This is a genomic window from Mycobacterium sp. MUNTM1 (genome assembly GCF_054660795.1).
Genome location: NZ_BAAGDE010000067.1, coordinates 1 through 20619, shown reverse-complemented (window position 1 = coordinate 20619; position 20619 = coordinate 1). Strand labels below are relative to the sequence as shown.

General features: G+C 68.4%; 18 protein-coding genes and 1 pseudogene. 14 read left to right on the top strand and 5 right to left on the bottom strand.

The annotated features are described in order from the left end of the window. Nucleotides 1-90 precede the first annotated feature (90 nt). The gene (locus ACYQ8K_RS26410) at nucleotides 91-1281 is read left to right on the top strand and encodes a lipid-transfer protein (RefSeq protein ID WP_459973737.1); all 1191 of its coding nucleotides are present in this window, start codon (nucleotides 91-93) and stop codon (nucleotides 1279-1281) included. A gap of 7 nt (nucleotides 1282-1288) precedes the next feature. After that, entirely contained in the window at nucleotides 1289-2557 is a 1269-nt protein-coding gene (locus ACYQ8K_RS26405) for an acyl-CoA dehydrogenase family protein (protein WP_459973735.1), read from the top strand. Here ACYQ8K_RS26405 and mntR read toward each other — a convergent pair. After that, complete coding sequence (gene mntR / locus ACYQ8K_RS26400; protein ID WP_459973733.1) at nucleotides 2554-3258, bottom strand: manganese-binding transcriptional regulator MntR; 705 nt, start codon at nucleotides 3256-3258, stop codon at nucleotides 2554-2556. The two genes, ACYQ8K_RS26405 and mntR, sit on opposite strands and share 4 nt — an antisense overlap. A 113-nt stretch (nucleotides 3259-3371) precedes the next feature. Between mntR and ACYQ8K_RS26395 the strand changes: the two genes are divergently transcribed. From ACYQ8K_RS26395 to ACYQ8K_RS26375, 5 genes are all read left to right on the top strand, one after another. Further along, nucleotides 3372-4343: a bifunctional riboflavin kinase/FAD synthetase gene (locus tag ACYQ8K_RS26395; RefSeq protein WP_459973731.1), complete on the top strand. Its 972-nt coding sequence runs from the start codon at nucleotides 3372-3374 to the stop codon at nucleotides 4341-4343. 197 nt (nucleotides 4344-4540) lie between these two features. Continuing rightward, on the top strand, nucleotides 4541-4810 hold the full coding sequence (rpsO, locus tag ACYQ8K_RS26390) for a 30S ribosomal protein S15 (RefSeq protein ID WP_007775081.1): 270 nt from the start codon (nucleotides 4541-4543) through the stop codon (nucleotides 4808-4810). 365 nt (nucleotides 4811-5175) lie between these two features. Next, on the top strand, nucleotides 5176-7440 hold the full coding sequence (locus tag ACYQ8K_RS26385) for a polyribonucleotide nucleotidyltransferase (RefSeq protein ID WP_459973729.1): 2265 nt from the start codon (nucleotides 5176-5178) through the stop codon (nucleotides 7438-7440). Next, nucleotides 7418-8800, top strand: a complete 1383-nt coding sequence (locus tag ACYQ8K_RS26380; protein WP_459973727.1) for a M16 family metallopeptidase — start codon at nucleotides 7418-7420, stop codon at nucleotides 8798-8800. The genes ACYQ8K_RS26385 and ACYQ8K_RS26380 overlap by 23 nt, the downstream gene beginning before the upstream one ends. Nucleotides 8801-8859: 59 nt before the next feature. After that, entirely contained in the window at nucleotides 8860-9885 is a 1026-nt protein-coding gene (locus tag ACYQ8K_RS26375) for a nitronate monooxygenase (protein WP_459973725.1), read from the top strand. An 11-nt stretch (nucleotides 9886-9896) separates the two neighbouring features. Here ACYQ8K_RS26375 and ald read toward each other — a convergent pair whose 3' ends face one another. Then, nucleotides 9897-11012, bottom strand: coding sequence for an alanine dehydrogenase (ald, locus tag ACYQ8K_RS26370; RefSeq protein WP_459973723.1), 1116 nt, complete (start codon nucleotides 11010-11012; stop codon nucleotides 9897-9899). 90 nt (nucleotides 11013-11102) lie between these two features. On the opposite strand from ald, the gene ACYQ8K_RS26365 reads away from it, so the two are divergent. The 5 genes from ACYQ8K_RS26365 (at nucleotide 11103) to ACYQ8K_RS26345 (ending at nucleotide 16984) form a co-directional block, all read left to right on the top strand. Continuing rightward, nucleotides 11103-11564: an SRPBCC family protein gene (locus ACYQ8K_RS26365; protein ID WP_459973722.1), complete on the top strand. Its 462-nt coding sequence runs from the start codon at nucleotides 11103-11105 to the stop codon at nucleotides 11562-11564. Nucleotides 11565-11597: 33 nt separating this feature from the next. Next, entirely contained in the window at nucleotides 11598-13073 is a 1476-nt protein-coding gene (locus ACYQ8K_RS26360) for a flavin-containing monooxygenase (protein ID WP_459973720.1), read from the top strand. 153 nt (nucleotides 13074-13226) lie between these two features. Beyond that, a complete protein-coding gene (locus ACYQ8K_RS26355; RefSeq protein WP_459973718.1) occupies nucleotides 13227-14138 on the top strand; it encodes a metal-dependent hydrolase in 912 nt (303 codons plus the stop codon). Then, on the top strand, nucleotides 14138-15895 hold the full coding sequence (locus ACYQ8K_RS26350; protein WP_459973716.1) for an SDR family oxidoreductase: 1758 nt from the start codon (nucleotides 14138-14140) through the stop codon (nucleotides 15893-15895). The genes ACYQ8K_RS26355 and ACYQ8K_RS26350 overlap by 1 nt, the downstream gene beginning before the upstream one ends. Nucleotides 15896-15907: 12 nt before the next feature. After that, a complete protein-coding gene (locus ACYQ8K_RS26345) occupies nucleotides 15908-16984 on the top strand; it encodes a PDR/VanB family oxidoreductase (protein WP_459973714.1) in 1077 nt (358 codons plus the stop codon). Here the strand turns inward: ACYQ8K_RS26345 and ACYQ8K_RS26340 are convergent. Together ACYQ8K_RS26340 and ACYQ8K_RS26335 are read right to left on the bottom strand one after the other, a co-directional pair. Next, the gene (locus ACYQ8K_RS26340; RefSeq protein WP_459973713.1) at nucleotides 16971-17477 is read right to left on the bottom strand and encodes an N-acetyltransferase family protein; all 507 of its coding nucleotides are present in this window, start codon (nucleotides 17475-17477) and stop codon (nucleotides 16971-16973) included. The two genes, ACYQ8K_RS26345 and ACYQ8K_RS26340, sit on opposite strands and share 14 nt — an antisense overlap. A gap of 8 nt (nucleotides 17478-17485) precedes the next feature. Then, nucleotides 17486-18127, bottom strand: coding sequence for a TetR/AcrR family transcriptional regulator (locus ACYQ8K_RS26335; RefSeq protein WP_459973711.1), 642 nt, complete (start codon nucleotides 18125-18127; stop codon nucleotides 17486-17488). A 121-nt stretch (nucleotides 18128-18248) separates the two neighbouring features. On the opposite strand from ACYQ8K_RS26335, the gene ACYQ8K_RS26330 reads away from it, so the two are divergent. Further along, nucleotides 18249-19268 carry a Rieske 2Fe-2S domain-containing protein gene (locus ACYQ8K_RS26330; protein ID WP_459973709.1) on the top strand — a complete coding sequence of 340 codons (1020 nt, stop codon included), beginning with the start codon at nucleotides 18249-18251 and terminating at the stop codon, nucleotides 19266-19268. Then, nucleotides 19265-20347 carry an NAD(P)H-dependent amine dehydrogenase family protein gene (locus ACYQ8K_RS26325; protein WP_459973707.1) on the top strand — a complete coding sequence of 361 codons (1083 nt, stop codon included), beginning with the start codon at nucleotides 19265-19267 and terminating at the stop codon, nucleotides 20345-20347. The genes ACYQ8K_RS26330 and ACYQ8K_RS26325 overlap by 4 nt, the downstream gene beginning before the upstream one ends. Here the strand turns inward: ACYQ8K_RS26325 and ACYQ8K_RS26320 are convergent. Next, nucleotides 20309-20545, bottom strand: a pseudogene (locus tag ACYQ8K_RS26320) (HNH endonuclease signature motif containing protein); the annotation flags it as partial. The gene ACYQ8K_RS26325 and the pseudogene ACYQ8K_RS26320 overlap by 39 nt on opposite strands. Between the last annotated feature and the right edge of the window lie 74 nt (nucleotides 20546-20619).

The window sequence follows — 20619 nt, the reverse complement described above, 5'->3', positions numbered from 1 at the left end:
CCCGGCCGAACGGTTGGTTGGGCTACGTTGCACACTGGGCTGGGTTGCACACTGGGTGCCTAGACCGCCATGGTTCGGAAGGGGACAACGATGTCCAGCAAGGTTTATGTCGTCGGCGTCGGGATGACGAAATTCGAGAAGCCGGGCCGCCGCGAGGGCTGGGACTATCCGGACATGGCCCGCGAGTCGGGAACCAATGCCCTGGCCGACGCCGGCATCGACTACCGCGAGGTCCAGCAGGGCTACGTCGGCTACGTCGCCGGTGATTCGACGTCGGGGCAGCGCGCGCTCTACGAGCTGGGCATGACGGGCATCCCGGTGGTCAACGTCAACAACAACTGCTCCACCGGCTCGACGGCGCTGTTCCTGGCCGCCCAGGCCATCCGCGGCGGCATCGTCGACTGCGCGATCGCGCTGGGCTTCGAGAAGATGCAGCCCGGCTCGCTGGGCGGTGGCGCCCAGGACCGCGAATCGCCGATGGGCAAGCACGTCAAGGCGATGGCCGCGATCGACGAGTTCGCGATGCCCGTCGCGCCGTGGATGTTCGGCGCCGCCGGACGTGAGCACATGAAGCAATACGGCAGCACCGCAGAGCATTTCGCCAAGATCGGCTACAAGAACCACAAGCACTCGGTGAACAACCCGTTCGCCCAATTCCAGGAGTCCTACACGCTCGACGACATCCTGGCGGCGCGGATGATCTCCGACCCGCTGACCAAGCTGCAGTGTTCGCCCACCTCGGACGGCTCGGGCGCGGCGATCCTGGCCTCGGAGAGCTTCGTCGACAGCCACAGCCTGGCCGGCCAGGCCGTGGAGATCGTCGGGCAGGCCATGACCACCGACTTCGCGTCGACGTTCGACGGCAGCGCGAAGAACCTCATCGGCTACGACATGAATGTCCAAGCCGCGCAACAGGTTTACGAGCAGTCCGGGCTCGGGCCGCAGGACTTCCAGGTGATCGAGCTGCACGACTGCTTCTCGGCCAACGAACTGCTGCTGTACGAGGCCCTCGGTCTGTGTGGTCCGGGCGAGGCGCCGAAGCTGATCGACAACAACGACACCACCTACGGCGGCCGCTGGGTGGTCAACCCGTCCGGCGGCCTGATCTCCAAGGGACACCCGCTGGGCGCGACCGGCCTGGCGCAGTGCGCCGAACTGACCTGGCAGCTGCGCGGCACCGCCGACAAGCGTCAGGTCGACAACGTCAGCGCCGCACTGCAACACAACATCGGGCTGGGCGGCGCCGCCGTCGTCACCGCCTACCAGCGCGCCGAGCGTTGAGGGCGCCATGATCGAGTGGTCTGACACCGACCTGATGGTCCGGGACGCGGTTCGCCAGTTCGTCGACAAGGAGATTCGCCCGCACGTCGACGAACTCGAAACCGGCAAGATGTCGCCGTATCCGATCGCGCGCAAGCTGTTCAGCCAATTCGGCCTCGACGTCATGGCCGCCGAGTCGGTCAAGAAGATGCTGGACCGCGAGCGGGCCAAGCTCGACGGCGCCCCAGCTCCCGAGGAGCGTGACGAAAAGTCAGACGAGTCAGGCGGTTTCGGCGCCGGCGCGCAGGGGTCGATGATCGCGGTGCTGGTGTCCGAAATCGCGAGGGTCAGCATCGGGTTGCTCAGCACCGCGTCGGTGAGCCTCGGCCTGGGCGCGGCGACCATCATGAGCCGCGGCACGCTGGCGCAGAAGGAACGCTGGCTGCCCGAGCTGATGACGCTGGAAAAGATTGCGGCGTGGGCGATCACCGAGCCCGACTCGGGCTCGGACGCGTTCGGCGGCATGAAGACCTACGTCAAGCGCGACGGCGCGGACTACATCCTCAACGGGCAGAAGACCTTCATCACCAACGGGCCCTGCGCCGACGTCCTGGTCGTGTACGCCAAACTCGACGAGGGCGATGCGAGCCCGGACAAGCAGGACAAGCGCAATCGGCCGGTGCTGGTCTTCGTGCTCGACGCGGGCATGCCTGGCCTCACGCAGGGCAAGCCGTTCAAGAAGATGGGCATGATGTCCTCGCCCACCGGCGAGCTGTTCTTCGACAACGTGCGGCTGAGCCCGGACCGGCTGCTCGGCGAGAGCGAACAGCACACCGACGGCGACGGCCGCGACAGCGCCCGCGCCAACTTCGCCGCCGAGCGGATCGGGATCGCGATGATGGCGCTGGGCATCATCGACGAATGCCACCGCTTGTGCGTGGATTACGCCAAGAGCCGGACGTTGTGGGGCAAGAACATCGGGCAATTCCAGTTGATCCAGCTCAAGCTGGCCAAGATGGAGATCGCCCGAATGAACGTGCAGAACATGGTCTTTCACACCATCGAGCGCCAGCAGGCAGGCAAGCCGCTGACGCTGGCCGAGGCGTCGGCGATCAAGCTGTACTCGTCGGAGGCGGCCACCGATGTGGCGATGGAGGCCGTCCAGCTGTTCGGCGGCAACGGATACATGGCCGAATATCGGGTGGAGCAGTTGGCCCGCGACGCCAAGTCGTTGATGATCTACGCGGGCAGCAACGAGGTTCAGGTCACCCACATCGCCAAGGGCCTGCTGAGCTAGGCCGTCACCCAGATCGCCCGGGCCGCCGGGCTGCCCAGGTCGACCGTCGTCTCGTCGCCGTCGCCGGAGTCGATCGCGACCGAGATCATGCCGGCGAACTCGCGCCGGGTCAGGACCCGCAGCCGCGAGTCGAGGTTGATGCCGACGTCGGTGAAGTAGCGCAACATCTCGGGGTCGGCGTCGGAGATGCGCGCCACCGTCCCGGTGTCCCCGTCGTCGCACGCCCACAGCTGCCGCGCCGGCGGGGTGGGCACCTGGCCGTCCGAGGCTGGGATCGGGTCGCCGTGGGGGTCGCGCTGGGGGAATCCCAGCTTGGCGTCGATGCGGGCCACCAGCCGGTCGGACACCGCGTGCTCGAGCACCTCGGCCTCGTCGTGCACCTCGTCCCAGGCGTAGCCGAGCTCGTTGACCAGAAAGGTCTCCAGCAGCCGGTGCCGGCGCACCATTTCCAGCGCCGCGCGCCGTCCCGCTGCGGTCAGCGTCACCGCACCGTACTTCTCGTGGTCGACCAGCCCCTGCTCGGCGAGCTTGCGGATGGACTCTGACGCCGTGCTGGCCGACACCCCGATCTTCTCGGCCAGCATCTTGGTGCTGACCTTCTGCGGCGCGTCTTTGGGCGACCACTCCTGGGCATTCCAGATGACCTTGAGGTAGTCCTGGCCGACCGCGGTGATGCCGCCGTGCTCTTCGTCAGCCCTCACACCGAGAAAGTTTAGGCACCCCTCGCCTGATCCGGCGTGTTCCCCGACACCATGGCGGGGGTTTGCCCCTCTGGATCTCCCGGCGGACCACTGCGCGCCGTAGGCTTGCGGGCGTGCAGCGGTGGCGCGGCCAAGACGAGATTCCCACGGACTGGGGCAGGTGTGTGCTCACCATCGGTGTATTCGACGGTGTGCATCGCGGCCACGCGGAGCTGATCGCGCATGCGGTCAAGGCGGCGCGGGCCCGCAACGTCCCGACGGTGCTGATGACGTTCGACCCGCATCCGATGGAAGTGGTCTACCCGGGCAGCCATCCCGCCCAGCTGACGACGCTGACCCGGCGCGCCGAGCTGGTCGAGGAGCTGGGCATCGACGTGTTCCTGGTGATGCCGTTCACCACCGACTTCATGAAGCTCACCCCGGAGCGCTACGTGCACGAACTGCTGGTGGAAAACCTGCACGTCGTCGAAGTCGTGGTGGGGGAGAACTTCACCTTCGGCAAGAAGGCGGCCGGCACCGTCGACACCCTGCGCAAGGCGGGGGACCGGTTCGGCTTCTCGGTCGAGTCGATGTCGCTGCTGTCGGAGCATCACAGCAACGAGACCGTGACGTTCTCGTCCACCTACATCCGGTCCTGCGTGGACGCCGGCGACATGGTGGCGGCCACCGAGGCGCTGGGGCGCCCGCACCGGGTCGAAGGTGTGGTGGTCCGCGGCCACGGGCGCGGCATCGAGCTCGGTTATCCGACCGCCAACGTGGCGCCGCCGATGTACTCGGCCATCCCGGCCGACGGCGTGTACGCCGCGTGGTTCACCGTGCTCGGGCACGGACCGGCCACCGGCAGCGTCATCCCCGGTGAGCGCTACCAGGCGGCGGTGTCCGTCGGCACCAACCCGACCTTCTCCGGGCGCACCCGCACCGTCGAGGCGTTCGTCCTGGACACCACCGCCGACCTGTACGGCCAGCACGTCGCCCTGGACTTCGTCGCCCGCATCCGCGGTCAGCACAAGTTCGACTCGGTCAAGGAACTCGTGGTCGCGATGGGCAAGGACACCGAGAAAGCGCGCCAGCTGCTCACCGACTGAGCGATCGCAAGCGCGGCGTAGCCGGGCGCGGCGGGTCGCGACCATCACCGACTGAGCGATCGCAAGCGCCCGGCGACGATTCGGGCCGGGCGCCTTCTGGCTGCTAAACTGCCGGACGACATCGGCGCGTGCTGCGGTTCGCGGTGGCCGCGCCTTCCACATTCACCTTTCGCGGACCGATTGATGGAGATAGTTTCGTGGCGCTGACAGCCGAGCAGAAAAAAGAAATCCTGGGCAACTACGGCCTGCATGGCACCGACACCGGTTCCCCCGAGGCGCAGGTCGCGCTGCTGACCAAGCGGATCGCCGACCTGACCGAGCACCTCAAGGTGCACAAGCACGACCACCACTCGCGGCGCGGCCTGCTGCTGCTGGTCGGACGCCGCCGCCGGCTGCTCAAGTACGTCGCGCAGATCGACGTTGAGCGGTACCGCTCACTGGTCGAGCGGCTGGGCCTGCGTCGCTGACGCACCCCCAACCGGGGCGGTAGCGCCTCGCACATTCCAAGCAATATGGCGGGCAGAGGTCGCCCGTGTAGAGTAAGGACGTTCTGGGCCGGTTCGGCCGGAGCAAACGGTGCGGTCACGCAGATCCGCGTGTGCCGTTCCAGCGTGTCACTACGCACGTTCGAGGGAGCAGCCAGTCTGCATCGGGCGGTCTTCGGTAGTGGCTGCCGGGCTCTCCGGATCTGGGGCAGGTCGGCCGCTTCGATCGATGGCCGTAGCCGTATTCAGACTCAACGCCTCCCGCGGGTGACCCGTGGCCGTCAGGCCTGCGGTTCGCGCGTGGCCACGCGAAATAGCTGAATACAAGAGAGGCCGTACGGACGTCTATGTCTGTCGCTGAAATTGAAGAGGGCGTGTTCGAAGCGACCGCCACCATCGACAACGGGAGCTTCGGCACCCGCACCATCCGTTTCGAGACCGGCCGGTTGGCCCAGCAGGCAGCTGGCGCCGTGGTCGCGTACCTCGACGACGAGAACATGCTGTTGTCGGCGACCACCGCCAGCAAGAGCCCCAAGGAGCACTTCGACTTCTTCCCGCTGACGGTCGATGTCGAGGAGCGGATGTATGCCGCCGGTCGCATCCCCGGTTCGTTCTTCCGTCGCGAGGGCCGCCCCTCCACCGACGCGATCCTGACGTGCCGGCTCATCGACCGGCCGCTGCGCCCGTCGTTCGTCTCCGGGCTGCGCAACGAGATCCAGGTCGTGGTCACGGTCATGAGCCTGGACCCCAACGACCTGTACGACGTGCTGGCGATCAACGCCGCGTCGGCCTCCACCCAGCTGAGCGGTCTGCCGTTCTCGGGTCCGATCGGGGGCGTGCGGGTCGCGCTCATCGACGGCCAGTGGGTGGCGTTCCCGACCGTCGAGCAGCTCGAGCGCGCCGTGTTCGACATGGTCGTCGCCGGCCGCAAGGTCGAGGGTGACGTCGCCATCATGATGGTCGAGGCCGAGGCCACCGAGAAGGTCATCGAGCTCGTCGAGGGCGGCGCCCAGGCGCCGACGGAAACCGTTGTGGCCGAAGGGCTCGAGGCCGCCAAGCCGTTCATCGCCGCGCTGTGTACGGCGCAGGAGGAGCTGGCCGGGACCGCCGCCAAGCCGGTCGGCGAGTTCCCGACGTTCCCGGACTACCAGGACGACGTCTACTACTCGGTCGCCTCGGTGGCCACCGACGAGCTGGCCAAGGCGCTGACCATCGGCGGCAAGGCCGAGCGCGACGCGCGCACCGACGAGCTGAAAGCGGAAGTGCTGGCGCGGCTGACTGGGGATTCTGCGACCTACGAGGGCCGCGAGAAGGAGGTCAGCGCCGCCTACCGGTCGCTGACCAAGAAGCTGGTGCGCCAGCGCATCCTGACCGACCACTTCCGCATCGACGGCCGCGGCATCACCGACATCCGCGCGCTGTCGGCCGAGGTCGCCGTGGTGCCCCGGGCGCACGGCAGCGCGCTGTTCCAGCGCGGCGAGACCCAGATCCTGGGCGTCACCACGCTCGATATGGTCAAGATGGCCCAGCAGATCGACTCGCTGGGACCGGAGACCTCCAAGCGCTACATGCACCACTACAACTTCCCGCCGTTCTCCACCGGCGAGACCGGCCGCGTGGGCTCGCCCAAGCGGCGCGAGATCGGGCACGGCGCGCTCGCCGAGCGCGCCCTGATCCCGGTGCTGCCCGGCGTCGAGGAGTTCCCGTACGCCATCCGTCAGGTGTCCGAGGCGCTGGGCTCCAACGGCTCGACGTCGATGGGTTCGGTCTGCGCGTCCACCCTGTCGCTGCTGAACGCCGGGGTGCCGCTCAAGGCGCCGGTGGCCGGCATCGCGATGGGCCTGGTCTCCGATGACGTCGAGGTGGACGGCAAGACGGAGCGCCGCTTCGTCACCCTGACCGACATCCTGGGCGCCGAGGACGCGTTCGGCGACATGGACTTCAAGTGCGCCGGCACCAAGGATTTCGTCACCGCTCTGCAGCTGGACACCAAGCTCGACGGCATTCCGTCGCAGGTGTTGGCGGGCGCGCTGGGGCAGGCCAAGGACGCCCGGCTGACCATCCTGGAGGTCATGGCCGAGGCGATCGACGCGCCCGACGAGATGAGCCCGTATGCGCCGCGGGTCACCACCATCAAGGTCCCGGTGGACAAGATCGGTGAGGTGATCGGGCCCAAGGGCAAGGTCATCAACGCGATCACCGAGGAGACCGGCGCGCAGATCTCCATCGAGGACGACGGCACCGTGTTCGTCGGCGCCACCGACGGGCCCTCGGCGCAGGCCGCGATCGACCGGATCAACGCCATCGCCAACCCGCAGCTGCCGACCGTCGGCGAGCGGTTCCTCGGAACCGTGGTCAAGACAACGGATTTCGGTGCGTTCGTGTCGCTGCTGCCCGGCCGTGACGGCCTGGTGCACATCTCCAAGCTCGGCAAGGGCAAGCGGATCGCGAAGGTCGAGGACGTGGTGAACGTCGGCGACAAGCTGCGCGTCGAGATCGCCGACATCGACAAGCGGGGCAAGATCTCGCTGGTTCTGGTGGAGGAAGACAACTCGGCCCCCGCCGATGCTCCGGCGGCCACTCCAGCCGATGCCGCGACGGCGAGCAGCTGACTCGTCGACCGGGACGCGTCCCGGTCGGGCCGGCGCGCTGCGCCGGAGCAAGGTCGCTGAGGAGGAATCGGCCACCCAGGCCGCGCTGCGGCGCACCACGCTCCCGGGCGGCTTGCGGGTGGTCACCGAGTACCTGCCCGCGGTCCGTTCCGCCTCGGTCGGGGTGTGGGTGGGGGTCGGCTCGCGCGACGAGGGTGCCACCGTGGCCGGCGCCGCGCACTTCCTCGAGCACCTGCTGTTCAAGTCGACGCCCAGCCGCACGGCGGTGGACATCGCGCAGGCGATGGACGCCGTCGGCGGAGAGCTGAACGCGTTCACCGCGAAAGAGCACACCTGCTATTACGCGCACGTGCTCGACAGCGATCTGGCGCTGGCCGTCGACCTGGTCGCCGACGTGGTGCTCAACGGGTGCTGCGCGGCCAACGACGTCGAGCTGGAACGCGACGTGGTGCTCGAAGAGATCGCGATGCGCGACGACGACCCCGAGGACGCACTCGGCGACATGTTCCTGAGCGCGCTGTTCGGTGACCATCCGGTGGGCCGCCCGGTCATCGGCACCGCGCGGTCGGTGACGTCGATGACGCGCAACCAGCTGCACTCTTTTCATGTCCGGCGCTACACGCCCGAGCGGATGGTGGTGGCGGTGGCCGGCAACGTCGACCACGACGAGGTGGTCGCGTTGGTGCGCCAGCACTTCGGGCCGCATCTGGTCCGCGGCCGCGAGCCGATCGCGCCGCGCAAGGGCGCCGGACGGGTCAGCGGCCGGCCCGGTCTGCTGCTGGGCACCCGGGACGCCGAGCAGGCGCACGTGTCGGTGGGTGTCCGCACGCCCGGGCGCGGCTGGGAGCATCGCTGGGCCCTGTCGGTGCTCAACACCGCGCTGGGTGGCGGCCTGAGCTCCCGGTTGTTCCAACAGGTTCGGGAGCTGCGCGGGCTGGCCTACTCCGTGTACTCGACGGTGGACGTCTTCGCCGACAGCGGGGCGCTGTCCGTGTACGCCGCCTGTCAGCCCGAACGCTTCGCCGAGGTGATGGCGGTGACCAGCGGCGTGCTCGAGTCGGTGGCGCGCGACGGCATCACCGAATCGGAATGCCGCATCGCCAAGGGATCGTTGCGGGGCGGTCTGGTGCTCGGGCTGGAGGATTCCAGCTCCCGGATGAGCCGGCTGGGCCGCAGCGAGCTCAACTACGGCATGCACCGCAGCATCGAGCACACCCTGCAGCAGATCGATGAGGTGACCGTCGACGAGGTCAACGCCGTGGCGCACCGGTTGCTCGGGCAGCGCTACGGCGCCGCGGTTCTGGGTCCCTATGCCGCCAAACGGTCACTGCCCCAACAACTTCGGGCGATGGTACGGTAGCTCAATGTCCGACTCCTCACTCGCGCCGTGCTGGCGCTCGCCGTCGCCGGATTAGCCGAATGGTACTGGGCTTTTGGGACATCATGGTGCCCATCGTGGGCGCACCCATGGCCGGCGGGCCCGGGACTCCCGCGTTGGCCGCGGCGGTGTCCAATGCGGGTGGGCTCGGTTTCGTCCCCGGCGGGCACCGCAGCGCCGAGCAGTTCGCCGACGACATCGTCGCGGCCCGCAAGGCCACCACCGGCCCGCTCGGCGTGAACTTGTTTGTGCCCCAACCCAGCGTCGCGGACTGGGTGGCCCTGCACTACTACGCCGCCGAACTCGAAGAGATCGCCGAGCATTACCAGGTCGAGGTCGGTCACCCGCAGCACGGCGACGACGACGAGTGGGAGCAGAAGCTCGAGGTGGTGGCCGACGTGCGGCCCGAGCTGGTGTCCTTCACCTTCGGGGTGCCGCCGCCCGACGTGATCCGGAGGCTGGGCGCGCTGGGCCTGCTGGTGATGGTCACCGTCACCTCGGCCTACGAAGCGGGGATCGCGGTCGCGGCCGGCGCCGACAGCCTGGTGGTGCAGGGGCCCGCCGCCGGTGGGCACCGCGGCACCTTCGCGCCGGACATGGAACCCGCCAACGAGTCGCTGCACCAGCTCATCGACCGCATCCGCCACGCCCACGACATCCCGATCATCGCGGCGGGCGGGCTGGGCACCGCCGACGAGGTCGGGGCCGCGCTGCGCAGGGGAGCGGTGGCGGCCCAGGTCGGCACCGCACTGTTGCTGGCCGACGAGGCGGGCACCAATTCCGCGCACCGCGTCGCGCTGAAGAACCCGCTGTTCGCCACCACCGTTGTGACGCGGGCGTTCTCGGGCCGCTACGCGCGGGGTCTGGAGAACGACTTCACCCGGATGCTCGACCACGTCGCGCCGCTGGGCTACCCCGAGGTCAACCAGATGACCTCACCGATCCGGGAAGCCGCCGCCGCCATCGAAGATCCCAACGGCATGCCGCTGTGGGCCGGGACGTCGTTCAAGAACGCGTGCGCCGGCCCCGCGGCCGACATCATCGCCAATCTCGCCGCCACCGGTTAGCCGCGCATCCGTCAGCCCAGTACCCCGGCCGGGTCGGTGAACGGCAGGCCGAGGTCGGTGGCCACCTGCTCGGACAGCAGCCCGCCGTCGTGCGTCGAAAGGCCTTTGGCCAGAGCGTGATCCGAGCGGCACGCCGCCCGCCAGCCGCGATCGGCCAGCGCGAGCACGTACGGCATGGTCGCGTTGGTCAGCGCCACCGTCGACGTCTTGGGCACCGCGCTGGGCATGTTCGCCACGCAGTAGAACACGGTGTCGTGCACCGCGAAGGTGGGGTCGTCATGCGTGGTGGGCCGCGAGTCCTCGAAGCAACCGCCCTGGTCGATGGAGATGTCCACCAGCACAGCGCCCGATTTCATCTGCGAGACAAGGGAATTCGAAACCAGGTTGGGCGCCTTCGCGCCGGGCAGCAGCACCGCGCCGATCACCAGGTCGGCGCGCTTGACGGTGCCCTCCAGGTCGTAGGCCGACGAGTAGCGGGTGCGGACCTGGCCGCCGAACTCCGCGTCGAGCAGCCGCAGCTTGTTGATGTTGACGTCGAGCACCGTGACCGACGCCCCCATGCCATTGGCGACCCGCGCCGCGTTGTAGCCGGCCGTCCCCGCGCCCACCACCACGACGTCGGCGGGCTTGACGCCCGGCACCCCGCCCATCAACACGCCGCGCCCACCGTGGGTGCGCATCAGGTGATAGGCACCCACCTGAGCGGACAGCCGGCCGGCGACCTCACTCATCGGGGCCAGCAACGGCAGGGTGCCGTCGGCGCTCTGGACCGTTTCGTAGGCGATCGACGTCGTCCCGGACGACAGCAGCGCCTCGGTGCACGCGCGCGAGGCGGCCAGATGCAGATAGGTGAACAGGATCTGGTTGCGCCGCAACAGGTCGTACTCGGAGGGCACCGGTTCTTTGACCTTGAGCAGCAGGTCCGCGTCGGCCCAGACCTGGTCGGCGGTATCGGCCAGCTGGGCGCCCGCAGCCTTGAACTCCGAATCGGTGATCGCCGACCCCTCCCCGGCGCCGGCCTGGACGAACACGTCATGGCCGCGGCGGGTCAGCTCGGCGACGCCGGCCGGGGTGATGGCAACCCGGAACTCGTTGGTCTTGGTCTCGGTCGGTACGCCGACTCGCATGATCGCCCCTTGATTGCCGGTTCGCCTTCAAGTGTGAAGAAAGTTCGCGGGGGCCGCAAAAGCTCGGTGTTTGCTGGCTATGATCGGCGGATGACCGACCCGTGCGTGCAGGCCACCGTGCAGATCGACGCCCGGCCCGACGTGGTGTACCGGCTCATCACCGACCTGCCCACGCTGGCCGAGCTGGCCGAGGAGGCGGTGGCCATGGAATGGCGCAAGGGCGACGCGGTGAGCCCGGGCGCGGTGTTCACCGGCCACAACCGGAGCGGCAGCCGGCGCTGGAGCACCAAGTGCACGATCACCGACGCCGAACCGGGCCGTCGCTTCGCGTTCGACGTGAGCCACACCATGATTCCGGTAGCCCGCTGGCAGTACGACATCGCCGCGGCCGACGGCGGGTGCGAGGTCACCGAGAGCACCTGGGACCGGAGGCCCGGCTGGTTCCGCAAGGTCGCCGGCAAGGCCACCGGTGTCAGCGACCGGGCGACCGCCAACACCGAGCACATCCGGCTCACACTGCAGCGCCTCAAGCAGCGCGCCGAGACCGAGTAGCCGGACAAGTAGTCGAAGAACCCGGGAGTTCCGATGACGCGACGTGATCCCGCCGTAGCCGTCATTGGAGCCGGCATGTCGGGGCTCTGCGTCGCAATTGCCTTGCTGCGCAGCGGTATCAGCGATGTGACCGTGTACGAGAAGGCCGACGAGGTGGGCGGCACCTGGCGGGACAACACCTACCCCGGCCTGGTCTGCGACATCCCGTCGCGCATCTACCAGTACAGCTTCGCCAGGAATCCCGACTGGTCGCACCTGTTCTCACCCGGCGGCGAAATCCAGGCCTATTTCCGGGACATCGCCGACCGCTACGCGCTGCGCGACCGGATCCGCTTCGGCACCGAGATCGTCCACGCGCGTTTCGAGGACGGCCGTTGGGTGCTGCGCACCGCTGCCGGGGAGGAAGCCGGCCAGGAATTCAAGGCCGACTTCCTGATCTCGGCCACCGGCGTGCTGCATCACCCGCGGCTGCCGTCGATCCCGGGCCTGGATGACTTCGGCGGCAACGTCTTTCACTCGGCGCGCTGGGATCACGGCGTCGACGTGCGGGGGCGGCGCGTCGCCGTCGTGGGCAACGGGTCGACGGGCGTGCAGCTGGTGTGCGGTCTGGCCGGAGTGGCCGGTCACATCACGCTGTTCCAGCGCACCGCGCAATGGGTGCTGCGCCTGGCGAATCCGCGCTACCGCGGCTTCACCGGAGTCACGCGGCGCAAGATGCCGTGGCTGGACGGCTTGGCGTATCGCATCTACAGCCTCGGATACGACTACTTCGCGGTCGGGCTGACCAAGCCGGGCCTGCGCCGGAAGATCATGGCGGCGCTGTGTCGCGCCAGCCTCTGGGAGATCCGCGATCCCGAGCTGCGGCGGTCCCTGACCCCCGACTACACGCCGGCTTGCAAACGGCTGGTGATGTCGAACGGTTTCTACCGGGCGATGCAGCGCGACGACGTCGACCTGGTGACGGCGAGCATCGACCATGTGGAGCGGCGCGGCATCGTCACCGCCGACGGCGTCCTGCACGAGCTGGACATCATCGTGCTCGCCACCGGATTCGACACGCACGCGTTCTTCCGCCCGATGGAGCTGATCGGCCGCGACGGCGTCCGCGCCAACGACGTCTGGCGTGACGGGCCCCGGGCTTACCAAACCGTCGCGCTGTCCGGCTTCCCCAACTTCTTCATGATGCTGGGGCCGCACAGCCCGGTGGGAAACCTGGCGCTGACGACGGTGGCCGAATCGCAGGCCGACCACATCGTGGGCTGGATCGAGCGCTGGCGCCGCCACGAGTTCGACACGATCGAGCCGACGGCCGCGGCGACCGAGCGGTTCAACGCGACGCTGCGCGCCGCGATGCCGGACACCGTATGGACCACCGGCTGTAACAGCTGGTACCTCAACAAGGACGGCGTGCCCGAGGTGTGGCCCCTCACGCCCGCCCAGCACCGGCGGATGCTGGCGAACCCCGAGCTGGGCGAGTACGACCTGCGCAGGCACGTCGCCGCCGGCTGACGCCAATCGCGCAGGAACCCATCGCGCAAGAACCCAGTACCGGCGGTTTCGCATATCTGGGCGGCGTACCTATACTTGGGACGCGCGACTACTTGGGACGCGCGACGCCCACCGCAACACCGTGATCGAGGGCGAAACGCTGAGGTAGGGGGCATGATGCTGACCGTCGACAACCAGGCAGCGGGTCCGCACGACGCCTCGCTGGACCACGAGCGACTGGTGCTCGAGGCCCGCGATGTGGACTTCGACTGGACGCAGCTGCCGTTCCACTACGTGCCCGGCGAGCCGTTCGCCACCCACGTCCTCAACGTGCTGCACCTGCTGCTGCCCGCCGGCGAAGAGTTCTTCGTCGAGGTGTTCAAGCAGACGCTGCCGCTGATCAGGGACGACCAGCTTCGCCTGGATGTCCAGGGCTTCATCGGCCAGGAGGCCGTCCATTCGCAGGCGCACGCGAACGTGCTCGCCCACTTCGCCGCGCGCGACATAGACCTGACCCCTTACACCGGACAGATCAAGTGGCTGTTCGACAAGCTGCTCGGGCCCCGGCCCGATTGGAGCCGGCGCCGCCAGCAGGGCTGGCTACTCGAGCAGGTTTCGATCGTCTCGGCGATCGAGCACTACACCGCCATTCTCGGGGAGTGGATTCTCGACTCGCCGGCTCACGACAAGATCGGCACCGATCCGGTGATGCTGGACATGCTGCGCTGGCACGGCGCCGAAGAGGTCGAGCACAAGGCGGTGGCCTTCGACACCATGAAGCATCTGCAGGCCGGCTACTGGCGGCAGGTGCGCGCCCAGCTCGTGGTGACGCCCGCCATGCTGCTGTTGTGGATCCGCGGCGTGCGGTTCATGTACTCGTTGGATCCCCAGCTGCCGCCGCGCACCAAGCCGCGCTGGCGCGACTACTTCTCCGCCGCGCGCCGCGGCCTGGTCCCCGGGCCGCTGCGCTTCATCCGGGCGATCGGCAATTACTACCGGCCGGGCTTTCACCCCTCGCAGCTCGGCGGGCTGGAACGCGCCGTCGACTACCTCGCCATCTCACCCGCCGCCCGCGCCTCGCACTGATGACCGTCACGTCGACCATCACCGCCAGCGACGGCGTCACGCTGGCCGTGCACCGCTACACCGACATCGACCCGGCTCGCCCAACCATCTTGGCAATTCACGGCTTTCCGGATAACCACCACGTCTGGGACGGCGTCGCCCACGAGCTGGCGGGCAAGCCCTACAACGTCGTGGCCTACGACGTGCGCGGGGCCGGTGAATCCACCTGTCCCGCAAAGAGATCCGGATACCTCTTCACGCAGCTGGTCTCCGACATCGGTGCGGTGATCGACAGCCTGGGCGTCGGGCGGGTGCACCTGCTGGCCCACGACTGGGGTTCGATTCAGGCCTGGGCGGCGGTCACCGACGACTCGGTGATGGACAAGGTCGCGTCCTTCACCTCGATCTCGGGCCCGCACCTGAACTACGCCGGCGCGTTTCTGCGGTCCGCACGCACGCCGAGGGCCGTGGCGCAGGTCATCCGGCAACTGATCTCATCGGGCTACATCGGTTTCTTCTTGTGCCCGGGCGTGCCGGAACTGTCGTTTCGCTCCCGCGTGGGCGTGAAAGTCGTTGAGGCGCTTGAGCGTATTGGCCGGTCGAGCACGCGCAGCCAGCGCCACGACACCCTGCGCTCGGTCACCGACTATGTGCACGGGCTCAACCTGTACCGGCAGAACATGCCCGCCCCGATGCTGGCGCCGGGACGCCAACTCCCCGAGACCACGGTCGCCGTGCAGACCCTGGTGCCACGCCGCGACGTCTTCGTCACGCCTGCCCTGCAACGGTTCACCGGCGCAATCCCCAACGGCGGCAGGGTGATCGAGATCGAGGGCGGCCACTGGGTGGTGACGTCGCGTCCGGACGTCATCGCCCGGCTGACCGCCGAGTGGGTCGACCGCAACGCCGCCGGCACGCCCCCCGCCGGGGCGGCCGAGGTGCGCGGCGAGCGCCGCGAGGTGCGCGGAAAACTCGCCCTGGTCACCGGCGCCGGAGCCGGAATCGGCCGCGCCACCGCGGTGGAGCTGGCCCGGCACGGCGCCCGCAAGATCGTGCTCGTCGATCGTGACCTGGCCGCGGCCAAGGAAACCGCCGACGCCGTGCGCGCCGCGTGCGCCGAGGCCGCGGCCTACCAGGTCGACGTCAGCGACGAGGCCGCCATGAATGAGCTTGCCGCGCAGGTGCGTAACGAGCACGGCGTGGTCGACATCTTGGTGAACAACGCCGGCATCGGGATGGCGGGCCGGTTCCTGGAGACGAGCTCGGCGAACTGGGAAAACATCATGGGCGTCAACGTCGGCGGCGTCATCTCGGGCAGCAGGGCGTTCGGGGCGCAGATGGTCGAGCGCGGCGAGGGCGGAACGATCATCAACGTGGCGTCGGCGTCGGCGTATCTGCCGTCGAAATCCATGGTCGCCTACAGCACCACCAAGGCGGCGGTGCTGGCGCTCAGCGAATCGCTGCGCGCCGACTTCGCCGACGAGGGCATCGGCGTCACGGCGGTGTGCCCGGGATTCGTCAACACCAACATCGCGAAGAACACGATCTACGCCGGGATGAGTGCGGACCAGCAGGAGCGGGCGCGGGGCAAGGCTGACGCCGCCTACCGGCACCGCAACTTCACCCCCGAAGCCACCGCCAAGGCGATCGTCAAGGCCGTCAAGACCGGTCCGGCCGTGTTGCCGATCGCCGCCGAGTCGCGAATCGGTTATGCGATGCGGCGGATCAGCCCGGGGGCCATCCGGCTATTCGCGCGCCTGGACATTCGGCAGAAGTAGGGGGCGGATTCGGTGCCGGAAAGCATTTGGGCCAGCAGGCCTCCCGACCTGTACGGGCGGCGCGACCACGACCGCTTCGGGTCGCTGCTGTGGGGCGTGCGGGCGGTATTCGAGGGCTTCGCGACGGTGTCACGATGGTCGCCGGAGCGGGTGAAGCCGGTGCAGCGCAAGCTGACCGCGGTGGTGACCAAGCGCGAGCTCGTCGCCCCGGACGTCGTCGCGCTGACTCTGGCCGACCCCGACGGCGGGCTGCTTCCGTCCTGGACGCCCGGCGGCCACATCGACGTCCTGTTGCCCTCGGGCCGGCGGCGGCAGTACTCGCTGTGCGGTGCGCCCGGGCGGCGCACCGACTACCGCATCGCCGTTCGCCGGATCGCCGACGGCGGAGGCGGATCCATCGAAATGCATGAGGCGTTCGGCGTGGGCGACTCCCTGGCGTTCGAGGGTCCGCGCAACGCGTTCTACCTCGGCACCGCCGAGCGCGAGGTGCTGTTCGTCATCGGCGGCATCGGGGTGACGCCCATCCTGCCGATGATCCAGGTGGCCGAACAGCGCGGAATCGATTGGCGCGCAATCTATACCGGTCGCAGCCGCGAATACATGCCGCTGCTCGACGAGGTCGTGTCGCTCGGGCCGGACCGGGTCACGGTGTGGGCCGACGACGAGCGCGGCCGCTTCGCCACCGTGGCGGAACTGCTAAACGGGGCGGGACCGGCGACCGCCGTCTACGTATGCGGGCCGAGCTCGATGCTCGAGGCCGTCCGGATCGCCCGCAACGAGCATGCCGGTGCGCCACTGCATTACGAGCGGTTCAGCCCGGCGCCCGTCGTCGACGGGGTGCCGTTCGAATTGGAGCTCGCGCGATCACGGCAGGTGCTTGCGGTGCCGGCGAATCGGACCGCACTCGAGGTCATGCTCGATCGGGACCCGACCACCCCCTACTCGTGCCGCCAGGGATTCTGCGGGACGTGCCGGGTCAAAGTGCTTGCCGGACAAGTGGATCACCGCGGCCGCGCCACGCCGGGGGACGACGGCATGCTGGTGTGTGTCTCGCGCGCCGACGGCGGGCGAGTCGTCATCGACGCCTGAGGCGGTAGCCCAGGTGGGGCACCTTGACGCCGGGCGCCGGCTCCCAGTCCAGGGTGCGCCCGTCGAGGTGAAAGTCGTTCTTCTCGTAGAAGCGCCGCGCCACGCCATTGGCCTCCGCGCACCACAACACGACGTCACCGCGCGGGTCGGCGTTCAGCGCCTTGGCGAGCAGCATGGCGCCCACGCCGTGGCGTTGGCTCGCCTGCGAGATGTAGAGCGCATCGAGTTCGAGCCGCTCGGGGTCGTCGGGGTCCGGCCCGAAGATCGTCATGCCGATCAACTGCCCGCCGGCCTCGGCGACCCACATCCGCCAGCCGGGACGGCTGAGGTCTCGGGGGTAGAGCAGCACGGCCCAGCGTCTCGGCGACGTGAGCACGTCGAGCACTTCCGCGGGCAGCACGCCGGACCAGGACTGCCGCCAGACCCGATAGTGCATCGCGGCCACCTCGGCGAAATCGGTTGGCGTCGCCTCGCGGATCGTGATGTCGGGCATTGAGGCCATTACGGCTCGAGGTAGGCGGCCAGGGCGTTAATCAGGCCGCGGCGCGCCATGTCCAGGTCGGCGTAGGAACCCAGCTGGCGCTCCGACACCAGGCCGCGCATCGCGCCGGGGATCAGGGCCGCGACCTCGCGGACCCGGTCCGGATCGACGGCCAGGCCCGCGAACGCGTGCTGGCAGGTCTCCAGCCAGCTTTTGCCCCAGGAGAACAGCTCGGCCGCCGTGCGCGGGTAGAGCCGCTCGAGCTCGTCGGGATCGCGCGGCAGTGCGGCCCGCAGGTTTTCGATCGCCCGCGAATCCGGGGACGCCAGGCCGCGGTAGAGGGTGTCGATGATCGCGCCGACCCGCTCGCGCAGCGGCGCGTCCGGCGAGACGGGCGTCGACAGGGTGGAGAACGTCGCGGCGCGCCGTTCGGCGGTGCGGTGCAGCACCGCCGCCCAGAACCCATCGGTGTCACCGAACTGGTACTGCACCGCGCCCCAGGTGGCGCCGATGTCCTTGGCAATCCGGTTGGCCGATACCGAGCCCGGTTCGCCGGAGGCCAGCGAGCGCAACGCCGCCTCGAGCATGCTTTCGCGAGTCGCGTGGCCCCGCCGGTTCGGGCGCCGGCCCGCGACGCCGGCCGCGCTGCTCTGACGGGTCATTCGCCGATCTTATCCACCGGCGCCGGTTCGAACGAAGAGTTTCATAGAGGGTACTTTGATTTCTCCGCGTCGCGGCCTATCATTCCTACGCGAGGGAGGGCAGCTCACATGGCAGGGCTCGATGGCTAAGCCACCGTTGTCGATGAAACCGACCGGCTGGTTCCAGGTCGCCTGGTCCGACGAGATCGGCGTCGGCGACGTGCACAAGATGAAGTACTTCGACCAGGAACTGGTCGCCTGGCGCGCCGAATCCGGCGAGCTGACCGTGATGAACGCCTATTGCGAGCACCTGGGCGCGCACCTGGGGTACGGCGGCAAGGTCGTCGGCGAGGTGCTGCAGTGCCCGTTCCACGGGTGGCAGTGGAGCCAGGAAGGCCGCAACGTCTGCATCCCGTACCAGGACCGACCCAACCGTGGCCGGCGCATCCGCACCTACCCGGTGGTCGAGCGCAACGCGTCGGTCTACATCTGGCACGACCTGGACCGCCGCGAACCCTACTTCGACGCTCCGGACGTGTTCGCCGCGTTCGATGACGGCAGCAGCGCCGACGACTACTACCCGCAGCAGCGGCTGTACCGGCCGGGCCTGGAACTGCACCCGCAGTACGTCCTCGAAAACGGGGTGGACTTCGCGCACTTCAAGTTCGTGCACAACACCCCGATCGTGCCGCTGTTCACCCGCCACGACTTCGCCGAGCCGGTGTCCTACGTCGACTTCACCATCACCTTCGAAGGCGACGACGGCCAGAAGATCGAGGACGTCAACAGCGGCGTGCAGGCCATCAACGGCGGCCTGGGCCTCGCGGTGACCAAGAGCTGGGGCATGATCGACAACCGCACCATCTCGGCGATCACGCCGATCGACGAGTTCACCTCCGATGTGCGCTTCATGGTGTACATCGGCCGCGTGCCACACAAAGACCCCGTAGCGGGCCTCGAAAAGGCTCGAGCCAAGGCGGACGAATTCGGGCGCGAAGTCATCCGCCAGTTCGAGCAGGACATCGAGATCTGGCAGCACCAGCGCTATTCGGATCCGCCGGCCCTGGCCCCCGACGAGTACGAAGGCTTCACCGCAATTCGCAAGTGGGCCAAGCAGTTCTACCCCGAGGCGCTCACATCGCAGGAAGGCTCAAGGCAATGAGTACAGCACCGGTTCGCGTCTTTCAGGTCGGAAGCGGAAACGTCGGCACCGAGATGATCAAGCGGATCGCCACCCAGCCGGACATCGAACTCGTTGGCGTGCACTGTTATTCGCCGGAGAAGGTCGGCAAGGACACCGGCGAGTTCGCCGGCCTGGCGCCCAACGGGGTGGCGTTCACCGGGACGATCGAGGAGATCATCGCCGCCAAGCCGGACGTGCTGACGTTCCACGGGGTGTTCCCCGACGAGGACCTGTACGTCGAGGTGCTCGAGGCGGGCATCAACATCGTCACCACCGCGGACTGGATCACCGGCTGGCACCGCGACAAGAACCACCCGCACCCTTCGGGCAAGCCGGTCAGCCAGCTGTTGGCCGATGCGTGCGAGAAGGGCGGCGCGACGTTCTACGGCACCGGGATGAATCCCGGCCTGAACCAGATCCTGGGCGTGGTGTGCTCTGCCGACGTCGCCGACATCGAGAACGTCACCACCATCGAATCGGTCGACGTGTCGTGCCACCACTCCAAGGACACCTGGATCGAGGTGGGGTACGGTCAGCCCGTCGACGACCCCGAAATCCCCTCGAAACTCGAGAAATACACCCGAGTCTTCGCCGACAGCGTCTACATGATGGCCGACTGCTTCGACCTGCGCCTCGACGAGGTCACGTTCAGCTACGAGCTGGGCGCGTGCACCAAGGACGTCGACCTGGGCTGGTACACCCTGCCCAAGGGCTCGCTGGGCGGCAACTACATCAAGTACCAGGGCATGGTCGACGGCGTGCCGCGGGTCGAGACGCACCTGGAATGGCAGATGACCCCGCACACCGACCCCAGCTGGAACATCAAGGGCTGCTACATCACTCAGATCCAGGGCGACCCCTGCATCTACAACAAGCACATGATCTTCCCCAAGCCCGGCGTCGACCTGTCCAACCCGGACAACTTCGCCTCCATCGGCATGACGGTCACCGGCATGCCCGCGCTCGCCTCGATCAAGTCGGTGGTCGCGGCGCCGCCGGGACTCATCACCAGCGCCGACCTACCCCTGCGCGGATTCGCCGGGCGGTTCAAGAAATAGCCGTTCGGGATGGTGAAAGTCATTGCTCCGCGCACCGCGGTCTAACTGCGGCGGCGGTCTCCACTCGGTGCGGCCACGGGTAGTTTTCCGTGTCCGCCAGCCCTTTTCGGCGAGCTTGTGGTGTGGCCAGCAGGCGAAGGTGAGGTTGTCCGCGTCGGTCCTGCCGCCGGCGGCCCAATCGTCGAGATGGTGCACCTTGGGCTTGCCCCGGTTTAGCGGACACCGGATTGCAGCGGTATGGCCGTTGCGGAAAGGTCCTCATGATGGGCCAG

Excerpts from the sequence above, each read along its gene's own strand:
- ACYQ8K_RS26410 (WP_459973737.1), top strand. The coding sequence starts at position 91 with ATGTCCAGCAAGGTTTATGTCGTCGGCGTCGGGATGACGAAATTCGAG.
- ACYQ8K_RS26405 (WP_459973735.1), top strand. The coding sequence starts at position 1,289 with ATGATCGAGTGGTCTGACACCGACCTGATGGTCCGGGACGCGGTTCGC.
- ACYQ8K_RS26385 (WP_459973729.1), top strand. The coding sequence starts at position 5,176 with ATGTCTGTCGCTGAAATTGAAGAGGGCGTGTTCGAAGCGACCGCCACC.
- ACYQ8K_RS26380 (WP_459973727.1), top strand. The coding sequence starts at position 7,418 with ATGCCGCGACGGCGAGCAGCTGACTCGTCGACCGGGACGCGTCCCGGT.
- ACYQ8K_RS26375 (WP_459973725.1), top strand. The coding sequence starts at position 8,860 with ATGGTACTGGGCTTTTGGGACATCATGGTGCCCATCGTGGGCGCACCC.
- ald (WP_459973723.1), bottom strand. The coding sequence starts at position 11,012 with ATGCGAGTCGGCGTACCGACCGAGACCAAGACCAACGAGTTCCGGGTT.
- ACYQ8K_RS26365 (WP_459973722.1), top strand. The coding sequence starts at position 11,103 with ATGACCGACCCGTGCGTGCAGGCCACCGTGCAGATCGACGCCCGGCCC.
- ACYQ8K_RS26360 (WP_459973720.1), top strand. The coding sequence starts at position 11,598 with ATGACGCGACGTGATCCCGCCGTAGCCGTCATTGGAGCCGGCATGTCG.
- ACYQ8K_RS26355 (WP_459973718.1), top strand. The coding sequence starts at position 13,227 with ATGATGCTGACCGTCGACAACCAGGCAGCGGGTCCGCACGACGCCTCG.
- ACYQ8K_RS26350 (WP_459973716.1), top strand. The coding sequence starts at position 14,138 with ATGACCGTCACGTCGACCATCACCGCCAGCGACGGCGTCACGCTGGCC.
- ACYQ8K_RS26340 (WP_459973713.1), bottom strand. The coding sequence starts at position 17,477 with ATGCCCGACATCACGATCCGCGAGGCGACGCCAACCGATTTCGCCGAG.
- ACYQ8K_RS26335 (WP_459973711.1), bottom strand. The coding sequence starts at position 18,127 with ATGACCCGTCAGAGCAGCGCGGCCGGCGTCGCGGGCCGGCGCCCGAAC.
- ACYQ8K_RS26330 (WP_459973709.1), top strand. The coding sequence starts at position 18,249 with ATGGCTAAGCCACCGTTGTCGATGAAACCGACCGGCTGGTTCCAGGTC.
- ACYQ8K_RS26325 (WP_459973707.1), top strand. The coding sequence starts at position 19,265 with ATGAGTACAGCACCGGTTCGCGTCTTTCAGGTCGGAAGCGGAAACGTC.